Genomic DNA, 16,190 nt, shown 5'->3' with positions numbered 1-16,190 from the left:
GTAGGCCGGATAAGGCGTTCGCGCCGCATTATGCCTCTTTGACCCACAACTGTGGAAAACGTGTCGGTGCAAAGCGCAGGGTTATGATCATCAGCCCAACGACGCACAGCGCATGAAACATCCAGTCCATCAGGTAATTGCCACTGATACTACGCAGCACGCCAGAAAACCAGGGGGAAAGCCCGGCGATGATAAAGCCGATCCCCTGCATAAATGCCACCAGCTTGCCAGCAATACCCGGTTGTGGAGAGTGGTCGAGCGCCAGCAGCAAACAGAGCGGAAACGCACCGCCCAGACCTAATCCGCACACCATCGCCCACAATACCGGCAATTGTAACGGCAGCCAGATAAAGCCGCAGAAACCGACCAGTTGTAACGCCAGTGCCAGCATTAACAGTTTGCGCCGATCCTGATGGCGAGCCATGGCAGGCATCAGTAACGCCCCCGCAGCTTGCCCAAGCGTCATCAATGCCAGCAAAGAACCGCTGTACTGCGCGCTGGCACCGATCTCCATATAAAAAGCGGGTAACCAGGCAATCAGGCTGGCGTAACCGCCGTTAATCAGACCGAAGTAAAGCCCCAGCGTCCAGGCGCGGGGAGTGAATACCACGCGAACCGGAGTGATTGTCGAGTTGTGAGATGAAGAGGCCTGGCGATTGCTCTGCCACCACCAGGCAAAGAGCGCAACAATAGCAGGCAACGCCCACCAGGCGAGTGTTTGATACCAGGTTTCGCTGTGTTGAACTAACCAGGGCGTCAGGGCGGCGCCTAGCCCACCACCACCCATCAGTGCCGCAGACCACAGCCCCATCACCACTGGCGTACGCTGCTGAAACCGCCGCTTAATCACCGAAGGCATCACCGCCTGAATAATGCCAATCCCTACCCCACCGAGCAGTGCGCTACTGAGCAGCAGCGCACTATAAGGGTAAAGCTCACGCATCAATGCACCGACGGCAATCAGCAACAGACTGATGGCGACGCTGCGACGTTCGCTGACGTACTGTTGCAGCCAGCCTCCGGCCAGTGCCAGCCCGCCCATGGTGACCACTGGCAGAGCCGTCAACAGGGCAGCTACGCTAAAGCTCATTCCGCTCGCCTGGCGCAATTGCGGTAGCAGTGGCCCAACGGAGGTGAGCAGTGGTCGCATATTAAGACCAATCAGCACCAGAACCAGCAGCATCGTGAACGTCTTTTGATGGTCGCGCATGGCTGTCAGAACGGTTTGGTCGGCAGATATTTACCATCTAAGGTGATGACCGCACGTTCGCCACCTTCCGGGTCCGCCACTTTCTTGACGTCGAGTCTGAAGTTAATCGCGCTGATAATGCCATCGCCAAACTTCTCATGTACCAACGCTTTCAGGGTAGTGCCGTACACCTGCAACATTTCATAGAAACGGTACATCGTTGGGTCGGTTGGCACACGGTCATCAATGCAGCCACGCAGTGGAATCATCTGCAACAGTAGAATGGCGTCTTCGTCGAGATCCAGCTTCGCCCCAACCAGGCGAGCGGCGTCGGCAGGAAGCGCCTGCTGCCCCAGCAAAGCAGCGGTCACAAAGGCTTCTGCCAGACCGGTGCCGTCGGCAATCTCAGCAAATGAGAGATCTTTTTTAGCTTTGCAGAGCAGAATGCTATCGGCGAGATCAAGACGAATATTGCGGTTAATTTGCGACTGAATCATGGTAAATCTCCTGATGGATTAAAAGTATGGTTACGCTGCGGTTTGCTGGCGTGGTGATATGGCACAAACGCCGGGATTAGCTGCCAGTGGCACGAACTGGCGAGTTGCGCCGTCAAAGGCTGTGATGCAGCCGCTTTCAATGTCGTAGACCCAGCCATGCAGGGCGATCCGCCCCTCTTCAAGCGCCAGGCGCACCGATGGATGAGTTTGCAGATTAGCCAACTGAGCAATCACGTTTTCACGCACCATCGCCGCAGCTTTGGACGGTAAATCGCTATGTGGCCGCGCCTCATTAACGACGCGGGCAGAATCGGCATAACGCAGCCAGTGAGAGACGGCAGGCATATGGTCCATGCACTGGCAGCTGGCAATAGCGGTCATTGCGCCACAGTTGGAATGACCGCAAATCACAATGTCGGATACACGAAGCGCGGCGACGGCATACTCCACCGAAGCGGAGACACCACCGGGTTCCGGCCCATAAGAAGGAACGATATTGCCCGCGTTGCGAATAACGAACAGATCGCCGGGTTCGCGTTGTGTCACCAGCTCAGGGACCAGACGGCTGTCGGAGCAGGAGATAAAAAGGGTGCGCGGGCTTTGCTGTGTCGCCAGCTGTTTAAACAAGGCTTCCCGCTCAGGAAATGCCTCGCGCTGGAATTTAAGGAATCCGTCAATAATCTCTTTCACCGTTAACCTCTGTCTGTCTCTGGAATGAGAGGCAGACTACTCGCCGATTGCTATAAGGTAAAAGACTCATTTATGATGAGTTCTATTGGATTTACTTATAGGTTGGCGAATGCTCTCTCGACATATCAATTACTTTCTTGCCGTGGCAGAACATGGCAGCTTCACCCGTGCCGCCAGTGCATTGCACGTATCCCAGCCTGCGCTTTCCCAGCAGATTCGTCAGTTAGAGGAGAGTTTAGGCGTGCCGCTGTTTGACCGTAGCGGGCGAACGATTCGCCTCACCGATGCGGGGGAAGTCTGGCGACAATACGCCAGCCGGGCGTTACAGGAACTGGGAGCGGGTAAACGGGCAATCCATGATGTTGCCGATCTGACACGTGGCTCGTTGCGTATCGCCGTCACGCCTACTTTTACGAGCTACTTTATCGGCCCCTTAATGGCGGATTTCTATGCACGTTACCCCGGCATCACACTCCGGCTACAGGAAATGTCGCAGGAGAAAATCGAAGATCTGCTTTGCCGCGATGAACTGGACGTTGGAATTGCCTTCGCGCCTGTGCATTCGTCGGAGCTGGAGGCCATTCCTTTACTTACAGAAAGTTTAGCGTTGGTGGTGGCGCAACATCATCCGCTGGCTGACCATGAACAGGTGGCGTTGAGTCGCTTGCATGATGAAAAACTGGTCCTGCTCAGTGCGGAATTTGCCACAAGGGAGCAAATTGACCACTACTGCGAGAAAGCCGGGCTGCATCCACAGGTGGTCATTGAGGCGAACTCAATTAGCGCGGTTCTGGAACTGATTCGCCGCACCGCCCTTTCCACCTTGCTGCCTGCAGCGATTGCCACACAACATGATGGGCTTAAAGCTATTTCTCTTGCCCCGCCACTACTGGAAAGAACGGCAGTTTTGTTGCGGCGGAAAAATAGCTGGCAGACTGCCGCCGCGAAGGCATTTTTACAAATGGCGTTGGATGAATGCGCGGATGCTAGCGGGAATGAATCACGGTAGCCACTGACACAGGTCAGTGGCTGAAATTGCCTGATGCGCTACGCTTATCAGGCCTACGAGTTTAGTGCTCTACGTAGGCCGGATAAGGCGTTCACGCCGCATCCGGCATAAACTACGCTCGCTGTAACCCAGCCGATCAGCGTTTGTAATCAATGGGTTCCGGCTGCTCCAGATACACAGTGGTTTGTGCCGGTTGTGTACTGGCAATCACCTTACCGCCACGTACCGAATAACGTACCGGAACCTGACGGCGCAGCGCGTCAAATCCATTTTCAGCCGGCAGGATAATCAGGTTAGCGCTGTTTCCGGCGGCAATGCCGTAATCCTGCAAATTCAGCGTTCTGGCACTATGGTGGGTGATTAAATTCAGGCCATCGTTAATCTGCCCGTAGCCCATCAACTGGCAAACATGCAGCCCCATATGCAGCACTTGCAGCATATTTGCCGTCCCCAGCGGATACCACGGATCGAAAACATCATCATGACCAAAGCAGACGTTAATGCCTGACTCCAGCATCTCTTTAACGCGCGTAATGCCGCGACGTTTTGGATAAGTATCGAAACGCCCTTGCAGATGAATATTAACCAGCGGATTGGCGACAAAGTTAATACCGGACATTTTCAGCAAGCGGAACAGGCGTGAGGTATACGCCCCGTTATAGGAGTGCATTGCCGTGGTGTGGCTGGCGGTGACGCGCGCGCCCATTCCTTCACGGTGCGCCAGGGCGGCAACGGTTTCGACAAAACGTGACTGCTCATCGTCGATCTCATCACAGTGAACATCGATCAGGCGGTCGTATTTTTGCGCCAGGGCGAAGGTTTTATGCAGCGACTCCACGCCGTATTCGCGGGTAAATTCAAAATGCGGAATCGCCCCAACAACGTCTGCCCCTAAGCGCAGCGCCTCTTCCAGCAACTCTTCGCCGTTGGGATACGACAAAATCCCTTCCTGCGGGAAGGCAACGATTTGCAGATCAATCCACGGCGCGACTTCCTGCTTCACTTCCAGCATTGCTTTCAGCGCAGTCAGCGTTGCATCCGAAACATCGACATGGGTACGCACATGCTGAATGCCGTTGGCAATCTGCCATTTCAGCGTTTGCCATGCGCGTTGTTTCACATCGTCATGGGTTAATAACGCTTTGCGCTCGGCCCAGCGTTCAATGCCTTCAAACAGCGTACCGGACTGATTCCAGTTAGGTTGCCCGGCGGTTTGCGTGGTGTCCAGGTGAATATGCGGCTCCACAAACGGCGGTAAAACTAAACCTTGCTCTGCATCCAGACTGTTTTCAGTGACGGGCATAACGCCAGATTGCGCATCAATGGCGCTGATTTTGCCGTTCTGCAAATGAATCTGCCACAGCCCCTCTTTGCCGGGTAACCGGGCGTTAATAATTGTTTGTAAAGCGTTATTCGACACTGTTAGCCTCCACATGCGTCATTGCTGCTGTCGTTTTACGATTCAAAATCGGGTTAAGGATCAGATAGCTCAGTGCGCCACCTAATACAGCGTTGACCGGAACAATCCCCGGTAACCAGTGGCCTGCGGCAATCCCCAGCGCGACCGCCAGAATCGCCACCCAATTGACACTCATCATACGCGTGGTCGCAAAGTGCTCATAGCGGCGACGGTTCATCAGATAGTCGGCGATGATCACGCCACCTACCGGAGGAATCGCTGCCGAAAGGAAAGTCAGCCAGCCGACAAAATTGTTGTACAGCCATAATGCGCAGACCGTACCGATAATACCGTTGATTACCGAAAGGGTTTTGCTCGACATACCGGTAATGTTGGCGAAACCTAAGCCCGACGCATAGAGCGCGTTATCGTTGGTGGTCCAGATATTCAGCCCCAGCACCACAATCGCGGGCAACAGCAGGCCCTGAGCAATCATCACATCAGAAATATCTGCCATGCCCAGCGCCGCAGCGCCTGCCGCGCCGAAAATAAACATCAACGAGTTGCCGAGGAAGAAGGCCACCATCGCCACCAGCACCGCCAGTTTGGCATTGCGACCAAACCGGACAAAGTCAGCGGTGAGCGTACCCGCACTGATAAATGACCCAACAACCAGCGCCAGCGCGACATTGAAATCTAACGGTTGTGCGGGAACGACCGCTTTTAATGCGTCCAGACCGCCCATGCCGTTAACGGCCAGCCACACCGAATAACCGCCAAGACAGGCAATAGCCGGAACCGCAATCACCGAAAGAACGGTCAGCGCCGAAATGCCAAAGAAGACGGTGACGGTCATCAGTAAACCGGAGACGGCAATCAGCAAATTAATATCCAGCCCGGTCGCCTTGCCCACGGGAATGGCAAACATCGCCACGCCAACGCCAAACCAGCCAACCTGGGTGCCGCCCAGCAGCAGTGAAGGCAGCCATGAGCCTTTAACACCAAACGAGAAGCGAGCAAGAAGATGAGTGGTCAGGCCGGTTTTTGCGCCAATATAACCAAGAAATGAAGTGTAAATACCGAGGAGAAGATTACCGATGAGGACTGCGAGGAAGAAATCATGATAGCTAAGACCGGTTCCGAGAGTGCCGCCAGTCCACATACTAGCGGAAAAGAAGGTTAATCCCAGCATGACGAACGTCAATGCCAATACCCCTTTCCGCGCCGACTGCGGGACTGGCCCCTGGCTAAAGTTGTTATCTTGCGACACGAAATTCCTCCGTTTGCTGTTTAAAACCCAAAAAATCCGCCGCATTCTATTCATCTGAAGATAAAAAGCAATCGTTTCCGTGGGGAAATGTATTTTTTATATGAATGAGTGAAAAAAGGTGGGGAAAAAATTATCTGTGTAAAAACAGTGGGTAGGCATGATAAGACGCACCAGCGTCGCATCAGGCATCGGTGCACGGCTGTCGGATGCGGCGCGAGCGCCTTATCCGACCTACCGATCCGGCACAGACCTGTAGGCGTGATAAGACGCACCAGCCTCGCATCAGGCATCGGTGCACGCCTGTCGGATGCGGCGCGAGCGCCTTATCCGACCTACCGATCCGGCACAGACCTGTAGGCGTGATAAGACGCACCAGCCTCGCATCAGGCATCGGTGCACGCCTGTCGGATGCGGCGCGAGCGCCTTATCCGACCTACGGTTCAGGCCTGTAGGCATGATAAGACGCGCCAGCGTCGCATCAGGCATCGGCGCACGACTGTCGGATGCGGCGCGCGACACATCCGACAATACCTTATTCTTCCATCGCCTGGCGGATCTGATCCAACGACGCAGGATCATCAATGGTCGTCAGATCCCCCGGATCGCGACCTTCGCAAATTGCCTGGATCGTGCGGCGCAGCATTTTTCCGGATCGTGTTTTCGGCAATTGCGAGACAAACCAGACGTGCGCCGGGCGGCCAAAGTTGCCAATCTGGCTATCCACCAGCGCCATTATCGCCTTCTCTTGCGAGTGCGCCACATCACGGTCTTCCAGGCTGTCGCTCTCTTTCGGAATGACAAACGCCACCGCCACCTGCCCTTTCAGCGCATCTTTCACCCCAACCACCGCCACTTCGGCAACGCCCGGATGGCTGGAGATACTCTCTTCAATCTCACGCGTCCCCAGCCGATGCCCGGCAACATTAATCACGTCATCGGTACGCCCGAGAATAAAGTGATACCCGTCAGCGTCGCGGATGCCCCAGTCAAACGTGGCGTAAACCGGGCGGGAAAACAGCGACCAGTAAGTCTTTACAAAGCGCTCGTCGTCGCCCCAGATGGTTTGAATACAGCCCGGCGGCAGCGGCCCTTCCACCACCAGCATCCCTTTCTCATTGACACCGCACGGTTCGCCGGTGGCTTCGTTGAGCAACTGCACGTTGTAGCCATACATCGGCACGCCGGGGCTTCCCAGACGCGTCGGCCTGTCGTCCAGACCGCGAGCAATCGCCATAATCGGCCAGCCGGATTCGGTCTGCCAGTAATTGTCGATGACCGGCACATCCAGCGTATTGCTCACCCAACTGGCGGTCGGCTCATCCAGCGGTTCTCCGGCCAGATAGAGCACTTCCAGCGACGAGAGATCGTGTTTGCGAATTTCAGCGGTAGGGAATTTTTTCAGCACGCGAATGGCGGTCGGCGCCGAGAACATACGGCTCACCTGATATTTCTCGACGATTTTCCACCACACGCCGCAGTCCGGCCAGGTCGGCAATCCTTCGTAAACAATGGTCGCCATCCCTGCCAGCAGCGGCGCGTAGACGATATACGAATGCCCTACTACCCAGCCGATATCCGACGCACAAAAGAACACACCGCCCGCTTTGCCGCCAAAAATGGTTTCCATCGAGGTCGCCAGCGCCACCGCATAACCGCCGACATCACGCTGCACGCCTTTAGGTTTGCCGGTCGTGCCGGAGGTGTAGAGAATGCAGGAGGTTTCGTTGGATTCCAGCCAGGCCACGGGGACTCGCGCACCAATATGCTGATGACGCAACGAAGCGAAATCGACATCCCGCCCACTGACGCGCGCCATTTTCGCCAGCCCGCGATCCACCAGTAAAACGTGGCGCGGCTGGTGCTGCGCCTGGCTTATCGCATCGTCGAGCAATTTTTTATACGGAATGATTTTGCCACCGCGCGCGCCTGCATCTGCCGAGACAATCAGCACCGGTCTGGCATCATCAATCCGCGCCGCCACGCTGTGCGAGGCAAAACCACCAAATACCACCGAATGAATAGCGCCAATGCGCGCGCAGGCCAGTAGCGTAATATGCGCTTCGGCAATCATCGGCATATACACCAGCACCCGATCGCCACGCTGCACGCCCAGTGAGCGCAGCATTGACGCCACCGCATTCACTTCGTCATACAGCTGGCGAAAGGTGAAGGTACGCTCTTCTTCTGTTTCTGAAGAGACGGCAATCAATGCCAGCGCCTCTGGCTGTTTCTCCAGCCAGCGGTCGATGGCGTTGTGGCACAAGTTGGTTCGGCCTTCACAAAACCAACGGGCAAACGGTGGATTGCTGTGATCGAGCGTTTGCGTAAAGGGCGTCTGCCAGTCGATACGCTGGGCCTGCTCGGCCCAGAACTGCTCCGGTTCGTTAATCGAACGCTGATAAAATTCGCTAAAAGACATAATGCTCTCCTGTTGAACTTACGCCTTACCGCTGTTTGCTTAAATGACGTACAGGTCGAGATACTCGTTGACCGACATCTGTTCGAGGCGAGCTCTGTCGAGAGAAACGTCCAGAATGCGCTGCTGCTGGCGAGTCGGGAACTGGCGCGCGAGATTGATTTTGAATTTATCGACCAGTTTCGGAATGCCGTCCTGGCGGCGGCGAGCGTGACCAATTGGGTACTCCACCACCACTTCTTCAAAACGCGTGCCGTCGGTGAACTCAAGGGTAATGGCATTGGCGATGGCGCGTTTTTCCGGGTCGTGGTAGTCAGCGGTAAATGCCGGATCTTCAAAGCAATTGATCTTCTCACGCAGGGCGTCGATGCGTTTATCTTGCGCAACGTTGTCTTCGTAATCTGCCGCCGTTAAGCGCCCGAACAGCAGCGGGATCGCCACCATGTACTGAATGCAGTGGTCACGGTCAGCCGGGTTATTGAGCGGCCCTTTTTTGTCGATGATGCGAATACAGGCTTCGTGGGTGCGAATGGTCACTTTTTCGATATCTGCCGCCGTTTTACCTGCCACCTGCATCTGTTCATAGAGCGTCATCGCCGCCTCAACTGCCGTCTGGGAGTGGAACTCCGCCGGGAAGGAGATTTTGAACAGCACATTTTCCATCACGTAGGAACCGTACGGACGCTGGAAGCGGAACGACTCACCTTTAAAGGAGACATCGTAGAAGCCCCACACCGGCGCGGTCAGGGCTGACGGATAACCCATTTCGCCCGTTTTCGCCATCAGCGCCAAACGTACCGCGCGAGACGTCGCATCGCCCGCCGCCCAGGATTTACGCGTGCCGGTGTTCGGCGCATGGCGATAAGTGCGCAGCGACTGACCGTCTACCCACGCCAGTGAAACGGCGTTGAGGATTTCCTCGCGGGTCAGGCCGAGCATTTCAGCTACCACGGCGGTGGAGGCGACTTTCACTAACAGAACGTGGTCGAGGCCGACGCGGTTAAAGGAGTTTTCCAGCGCGATGCAGCCCTGAATCTCATGGGCTTTGATCATTCCAGTCAGCACCTGTTTCATGGTCAACGGCGCTTTGCCGCTGGCGACCGCGTTGCGTGAAAGCCAGTCCGCCGTTGCAAGAATGCCGCCGAGGTTGTCAGAAGGATGGCCCCATTCCGCCGCCAGCCAGGTATCGTTGAAATCGAGCCAGCGGATCATCGCGCCGATGTTAAATGCCGCCTGGACGGGGTCGAGCTGGAACTGAGTTCCGGGGACGCGCACGCCGTTAGGTACGACGGTGCCGGGGACAATTGGCCCCAACAGTTTTTTACAGGCCGGGTATTCAAGAGCTTCCAGACCGCAGCCGAGAGTGTCGAGCAGGCAGTAGTGCGCGGTGTCGTAGGCCACTCTGGAGCTGATTTCGTAGTTCATGACGTAATCGACGATATCAACGATTTCACGGTCGAATTCCGGGCGGATGTTGTTGATTTGAGCTGACATTGGGTACGTTTCCTTATTGTTATTCGTAGAGGTTTACTGGCGCTTATCCAGCGCGACAAACGGGCGCTCTTCCGGTCCAGTGTAATTCGCCGAAGGGCGGATAATTTTGTTGTCCTGACGTTGTTCGATAATGTGCGCCGCCCAGCCGGTGACGCGGGCGATAACAAACAGTGGAGTGAACATCTCGGTGGGAACGCCCATCATGTTGTAGGAAACAGCGGAGAACCAGTCGAGATTGGGGAACATCTTTTTCGTCTCCCACATCACCGTTTCCAGGCGATCGGCAATGTTGTACATCTTCAGCGAGCCGCCTTCCTGCGAGAGCTGCTTCGCCACACGCTTGATCACCTGATGGCGCGGGTCGGCGATGGTATAAACCGGATGCCCAAAACCAATCACCACCTCTTTGTTTTCCACGCGCTTGCGGATATCCGCTTCGGCTTCGTCCGGCGTTTCGTAGCGTTGTTGGATCTCCAGCGAGACTTCATTCGCCCCGCCGTGCTTCGGCCCACGCAGTGCGCCGATTGCGCCGATAATGGCTGAATACATGTCAGAGCCAGTGCCGGCAATCACCCGGCTGGTAAAGGTGGAGGCGTTAAACTCATGCTCGGCGTACAGCACCAGCGAAATCTGCATCGCCTTTTCCCAGCTTTGCGATGGCTTTTCGCCATGCAACAGATGCAGGAAGTGACCGCCGATAGAGTCGTCATCGGTTTCCGGCTGGATACGTTCTCCGTTGTGGCTGTAGTGATACCAGTAGAGAAGAATCGAACTCAGCGACGCCAACAGTTTGTCGGCAATATCCCGCGCACCAGAGACGGTATGCCCCTCTTTTTCCGGCAGCGTGCAGCCGAGCGCGGAAACGCCGGTGCGCATGACATCCATCGGGTGCGACGCCGCAGGTAGGGCTTCCAGCACGGTACGCACGTTAGCCGGTAAGCCACGCAGGGCTTTCAGTTTCGTTTTGTAGGCGGCAAGTTCGTCACGGGTCGGCAGTTTGCCGTGGATCAGCAGATGCGCCACTTCTTCAAATTCGCAATGTTCTGCCAGATCAAGAATATCGTAGCCGCGGTAGTGCAGATCGTTGCCGCTTTTGCCTACAGTACAAAGCGCGGTGTTACCCGCCGGAACGCCGGAAAGTGCCACAGATTTTTTCGGTTTAATGACATGGGTACTGTTTTGCAGGATCGTTGTGTCGCTCATGTTGTCCTCGTCATTGTAATCATTTGTAGGGTCGGGATTGTTGCCGGATGCGACGCTGTGCGTCTTATCCGACCTACAGTTCAGTACACTCCGTAGGCCTGATAAATCGCGTCAGCGACGCATCAGGCATCGGTTGTCGGATGCGACGCTGTGTGTCTTATCCGACCTGCAGCTCAGTTCCCCCGTAGGCCTGATAAGTCGCGTCAGTGACGCATCAGGCATCGGTTGTCGGATACAACCAACGGACGTTTCTTCTTATTTCGCCTGGCTACGGGCAAACAGGTCGTCGAGTTTCTCTTCGTACTGGTAGTAGTTGATGCTTTCGTACAGTTCGTTGCGGGTTTGCATGGTGTCGATGACGCTTTTCTGCGTGCCTTCCTGACGCAGGACGTTGTAGACATGTTCAGCGGCGCGGTTCATGGCGCGGAATGCTGACAGGGGGTAGAGCGCCATCGCCACATGGGCGCTGCGTAATTCGTCGGTGGTAAACAGCGGTGTTGCACCAAATTCAGTAATGTTGGCAAGGATCGGCACCTGCACCGCATCGGCAAACTGGCGGTACATGGCGAGTTCGGTAATCGCCTCCGGGAACAACATCTCGGCACCGGCTTCAACGTAGGCCTGCGCGCGCTCAATCGCGGCGTCCAGCCCTTCTACTGCCAGCGCATCGGTGCGCGCCATGATCACAAAATCAGGATCGGTTTTCGCATCCACCGCCGCACGGATCCGATCCACCATCTCCTCTTTTGAGACGATCGCTTTGTTCGGGCGATGACCACAACGTTTCGCACCTACCTGATCTTCAATATGTAAGCCCGCCGCGCCTGCTTTGATCATCGATTTCACAGTGCGGGCGACGTTAAAGGCCGAAGAGCCAAAACCGATGTCTGCATCCACCAGCAGCGGCAGCGAACAGACGTCAGTGATACGGCGAATATCGGTCAGCACATCATCAAGAGTAGAAATACCGAGATCGGGCAGCCCCAGAGAACCTGCCGCCACGCCACCGCCGGAGAGATATATCGCCTGATATCCGGCACGCTGCGCCAACAGCGCATGGTTAGCGTTAATGGTGCCGACAATTTGCAACGGGGTTTCTTTGCTCAGTGCAGCGCGAAACGCTTTGCCTGGAGAGTGTAGAGACATAGCCCATCCTTTGTTATCAACTTGTTATTTGCGTTAATAAACACAAAGCAAGGGGTGTGCCAGAATTATTAAAAATAAAATAAGTAATGCATTTCAATTGCTTAATTAAAACATTCTTACTTAATGCGCAAATATGCGTTTCAGTTAACGTTTCAGGAAATGTTTCACCGCGTTTCATTGCAACAATTATGAAACAAGACTAAACCCAATATTCGGTTTCTTAACTTTGCGGTGCGCTATGGCACATCCACCACGGCTGAATGACGACAAACCAGTTATCTGGACAGTATCGGTGACGCGGCTGTTCGAGCTGTTTCGCGATATCAGCCTCGAGTTTGATCATCTGGCGAACATCACCCCTATCCAGCTTGGCTTTGAAAAAGCGGTGACCTACATCCGCAAGAAACTGGCAAACGAACGCTGCGACGCTATCATCGCTGCTGGCTCTAACGGCGCGTATCTGAAAAGTCGCCTGTCGGTGCCGGTAATTCTGATTAAACCGAGCGGATTCGATGTGTTACAGGCACTGGCAAAAGCGGGAAAACTCACGTCTTCTATCGGCGTTGTCACTTATCAGGAAACCATTCCGGCGCTGGTCGCGTTTCAAAAAACCTTTAATTTGCGTCTCGACCAACGTAGCTACATTACCGAAGAAGACGCACGCGGGCAGATTAACGAGCTCAAAGCTAATGGCACCGAAGCCGTGGTCGGCGCGGGGCTGATTACCGATCTGGCAGAAGAAGCCGGAATAACCGGAATTTTTATCTATTCTGCTGCCACCGTGCGCCAGGCGTTCAGCGATGCGCTGGATATGACGCGTATGTCTCTGCGGAATAATGCCCACAACACGACCCGCAACGCCCTGCGTACTCGTTACGTGCTGGGCGATATGCTTGGTCAATCGCCACAAATGGAACAGGTGCGGCAGACTATTTTGCTGTATGCCCGCTCCAGTGCGGCGGTGTTGATTGAGGGGGAAACGGGGACGGGCAAAGAGCTGGCGGCCCAGGCGATTCATCGGGAATACTTTGCCCGCCACGAAGCGCGACAGGGCAAAAAGTCGCATCCGTTTGTTGCCGTTAACTGCGGAGCGATTGCCGAATCATTGCTGGAAGCGGAGCTGTTTGGCTATGAGGAAGGGGCATTTACCGGCTCACGACGCGGAGGTCGCGCCGGGCTGTTTGAAATTGCTCACGGCGGCACGCTGTTTCTTGATGAGATTGGCGAAATGCCGCTGCCATTGCAGACTCGCCTGTTACGAGTGCTGGAAGAAAAAGAGGTTACCCGCGTCGGCGGGCATCAGCCTGTTCCGGTAAGTGTGCGGGTCATTAGCGCCACCCACTGCAATCTGGAGGAGGATATGCTACAAGGTCAGTTTCGCCGTGATCTGTTTTATCGTCTGAGTATTTTGCGCCTGCAATTACCCCCACTGCGCGAGCGGATTACAGATATTCTGCCGCTGGCAGAGAGCTTTTTGAAAGTGTCACTGGCGGCGCTCTCCGCCCCGTGTTCTGCTGCGTTACGTGAGGGGTTAAATACCTGCCAGGTGGTTTTATTGCACTATGAGTGGCCGGGAAATATTCGAGAACTGCGCAATATGATGGAGCGACTGGCGCTATTTTTAAGTGTGGAACCGACGCCGGATTTAACGCCGCAATTTTTGCAGCAATTATTGCCAGAATTGACACAAAAATCAGTTAACGTTATCGCCCCAGCCTTGCTGACACCCCAACAAGCACTGGAGAAATTTAATGGTGATAAAACAGCAGCGGCGAATTATTTAGGCGTCAGCCGAACAACGTTCTGGCGGCGGCTGAAAAATTAAATTGCCGGATGCGGCGTGAACGCCCTATCCGGCCTACAAAATCATGAATTTCAATATGTTGCGTTCACCGATAGACGTGCGCATCGGGCATGTTTATATGAATTTCAGAATTACTTCTTCTTATAGATATTTGCCGTGCCGTGGATCTTATTGTCAGTCTGACCGGAGGTCAGTACCAACACATCAGCACCTTTTTCATCCGCTTTTTTGATCAAATCTTCTTTTGCATCTGCAGTCGACATTTCATTACTTGTTGAAATATCACCTATTTTTTCATATTGCGATTCAACCTTTTCAAATTCCGCTTTGGTCATCAATTCAGCGGCATAGACGTTTGTGACAACAAAAGCTAACGCACCAACTAAGAGCTTAGTTCCAGTTTTCATAGGTGAACTCCATAATGTGTGATTGGCTAATGCCCTGAAGCTAACAGTCATCATCAGGGTTGATTAATAAGTAGTTCAGCGGTTAGGAAAAATCCACAGGAAAAGAAAATATATTTGTATTGTTCTTAATGGGGGCTACACTAGCCCCACCGTTTAATACAATTATCGATAGCACGACTTAAATTATTTTTCACAAAAATCTGAAATATCCAACCAGCACAAAAATCAATGCAAAACTCACACTTCTATTGCTATTTTTCCGAATAACAAAACCAACAAAACATATTAATATGATTTTTATTGGTTTTATTGAATTCATTTACATAAACATTCAGATAATTCATCATTATTTTATTTAAAAACAATAAAAAAACATGGCAACATCACTTATTAACCGCCAAATTCTAAAGATACAATGAACAACCAATAGTTGAACAATCTTCTAATAGGCCACATTGAAGCTATTATTCTATAACTGCATGCTTAAGCCTTATTAGATAGCTGGAGAAAAGCACTGCAATGAAACACATCTCGCCATATGATTTTTAAGGATGAAAGTAAGTGATATGAAGTTAACAAAACATGCTTTATCAACGCTGTCTATAGCCATTTTAACCATATTATTTACGCCAGAATCCCTGGCCATCACCCCACCTATAAATTCAGATAGTAATGTTGTCATTAATAATAATGAAGAGGTAAAACTCATTGCCTCAGAGGGCTACGATCCCGGATGGGAGCATTTTAAATCATTGAAAGTAGGTGAAGACTCTAATGGTTCATTGCTCATTGATAATCTTTCATTTACCACTTCATCAGCCAGCATTGGTAATCATGCTGAAGGCACCATCACTTTAACCAATCATACCAACTGGCAGCTCGGCACCTCTAACTCCAATATTTTTTTGGGCACTAACGAAGGGTCCGGTACGTTATACGTATTAGATGGCAGTAAGATAAGTGGCCTGCAATCAATAAGAATCGGTGAGTTTTATGGTGATGCCAGGGGGACGTTGGTTATTGATGGGGAAAACTCATCAGTCACCACTAACATTGCTATTGTTGGCGATCAGGGAACGGGAAAAGTATCTGTTACTAATGGCGGAACACTCACTTCCCTGAAACAACTGAATATTGGGTATGTTAACGCACATTCTCCTTTGTCAGCTAACCAGAGTAGTTATGGAGAAGTTCAGGTTGCCGACAAAAACTCAACAGTAAATGCCCCATATATACTTCTGGGCGGATATGACCCATCCTCTACTTCTGATACTACCGGGGTCCTCACTGTCAGCAAAGATGCCGTAATCAATGCGAGTTTATATATCATGGTTGGCGTCTCCTCTAACGGAACAGGAGTGTTAAATATTGGAGGGGCGCAAGGTGAAGCTGCGCAGCCTGCTGGTTCAATTAATACTCCCGTCATTATTTTAGGAGGGGCAAATACCTCTACTACGTCGATAGTAAACTTTAATCACACCAATGCTAATTTTGTTCTGGCCGTACCCATAGATGGCAAAGGCCAGGTTAACCAGGTCGGCTCCGGAACGACAACATTATCCGGTATGAATAACTATGACGGTAATACCTATATAACCAAAGGTGTAGTGGCATAGTGAATTTGGCCACCTGAATAGAGGTGATATCATCACCTCATAGTCAAAAC

13 protein-coding genes are annotated in these 16,190 nt (G+C 53.0%); 3 read left to right on the top strand and 10 right to left on the bottom strand.

The genetic code is table 11. The features are described from left to right. Positions 1 to 28: 28 nt before the first annotated feature. The 3 genes from cynX to cynT are packed head-to-tail and all read right to left on the bottom strand — an operon-like array spanning position 29 to position 2,376. On the bottom strand, positions 29 to 1,210 hold the full coding sequence (gene cynX / locus A9180_RS05830) for a cyanate transporter CynX (RefSeq protein WP_064527023.1): 1,182 nt from the start codon (positions 1,208 to 1,210) through the stop codon (positions 29 to 31). A 5-nt stretch (positions 1,211 to 1,215) separates the two neighbouring features. Next, positions 1,216 to 1,686, bottom strand: a complete 471-nt coding sequence (cynS, locus tag A9180_RS05825) for a cyanase (protein WP_064527021.1) — start codon at positions 1,684 to 1,686, stop codon at positions 1,216 to 1,218. A gap of 30 nt (positions 1,687 to 1,716) precedes the next feature. Further along, positions 1,717 to 2,376 (bottom strand): carbonic anhydrase CynT, encoded by a 660-nt coding sequence (gene cynT, locus A9180_RS05820; protein WP_064527019.1) that lies wholly within the window; start codon positions 2,374 to 2,376, stop codon positions 1,717 to 1,719. A 109-nt stretch (positions 2,377 to 2,485) separates the two neighbouring features. Between cynT and cynR the strand changes: the two genes are divergently transcribed. Further along, complete coding sequence (gene cynR / locus A9180_RS05815; protein WP_064527017.1) at positions 2,486 to 3,385, top strand: transcriptional regulator CynR; 900 nt, start codon at positions 2,486 to 2,488, stop codon at positions 3,383 to 3,385. Between the two features lie 136 nt (positions 3,386 to 3,521). Here the strand turns inward: cynR and codA are convergent, their stop codons facing one another. The 6 genes from codA to prpB form a co-directional block, all read right to left on the bottom strand. Then, positions 3,522 to 4,805: a cytosine/isoguanine deaminase gene (gene codA, locus A9180_RS05810; RefSeq protein WP_064527015.1), complete on the bottom strand. Its 1,284-nt coding sequence runs from the start codon at positions 4,803 to 4,805 to the stop codon at positions 3,522 to 3,524. Beyond that, positions 4,795 to 6,054, bottom strand: a complete 1,260-nt coding sequence (gene codB, locus A9180_RS05805) for a cytosine permease (protein ID WP_000076233.1) — start codon at positions 6,052 to 6,054, stop codon at positions 4,795 to 4,797. Before codB ends, codA begins: the two co-directional genes overlap by 11 nt. A 532-nt stretch (positions 6,055 to 6,586) precedes the next feature. Then, on the bottom strand, positions 6,587 to 8,473 hold the full coding sequence (gene prpE, locus A9180_RS05800) for a propionate--CoA ligase (RefSeq protein ID WP_064527013.1): 1,887 nt from the start codon (positions 8,471 to 8,473) through the stop codon (positions 6,587 to 6,589). A 39-nt stretch (positions 8,474 to 8,512) separates the two neighbouring features. Next, positions 8,513 to 9,964, bottom strand: coding sequence for a 2-methylcitrate dehydratase (prpD, locus tag A9180_RS05795; RefSeq protein ID WP_064527011.1), 1,452 nt, complete (start codon positions 9,962 to 9,964; stop codon positions 8,513 to 8,515). Positions 9,965 to 9,997: 33 nt separating this feature from the next. After that, complete coding sequence (gene prpC / locus A9180_RS05790; RefSeq protein ID WP_064527009.1) at positions 9,998 to 11,167, bottom strand: 2-methylcitrate synthase; 1,170 nt, start codon at positions 11,165 to 11,167, stop codon at positions 9,998 to 10,000. A 255-nt stretch (positions 11,168 to 11,422) separates the two neighbouring features. Then, complete coding sequence (prpB, locus tag A9180_RS05785; RefSeq protein ID WP_032280350.1) at positions 11,423 to 12,313, bottom strand: methylisocitrate lyase; 891 nt, start codon at positions 12,311 to 12,313, stop codon at positions 11,423 to 11,425. Positions 12,314 to 12,551: 238 nt separating this feature from the next. Here prpB and prpR point away from each other — a divergent pair, with 238 nt between their 5' ends. Then, complete coding sequence (prpR, locus tag A9180_RS05780; protein ID WP_064527007.1) at positions 12,552 to 14,138, top strand: propionate catabolism operon regulatory protein PrpR; 1,587 nt, start codon at positions 12,552 to 12,554, stop codon at positions 14,136 to 14,138. 110 nt (positions 14,139 to 14,248) lie between these two features. On the opposite strand, the gene yahO is transcribed toward prpR, so the two are convergent. Then, on the bottom strand, positions 14,249 to 14,524 hold the full coding sequence (yahO, locus tag A9180_RS05775) for a DUF1471 family periplasmic protein YahO (RefSeq protein WP_000848012.1): 276 nt from the start codon (positions 14,522 to 14,524) through the stop codon (positions 14,249 to 14,251). 566 nt (positions 14,525 to 15,090) lie between these two features. On the opposite strand from yahO, the gene A9180_RS05770 reads away from it, so the two are divergent. Then, a complete protein-coding gene (locus A9180_RS05770; protein ID WP_064527005.1) occupies positions 15,091 to 16,140 on the top strand; it encodes a hypothetical protein in 1,050 nt (349 codons plus the stop codon). The last annotated feature ends 50 nt before the right edge of the window (positions 16,141 to 16,190 follow it).

This window comes from Escherichia sp. B1147, from assembly GCF_001660175.1.
GTDB classification, from domain to species: Bacteria; Pseudomonadota; Gammaproteobacteria; order Enterobacterales; family Enterobacteriaceae; genus Escherichia; species Escherichia whittamii.
The sequence above is the reverse complement of the archived record's forward strand: the minus strand, read 5'-3'. Positions and strand labels throughout refer to the sequence as shown.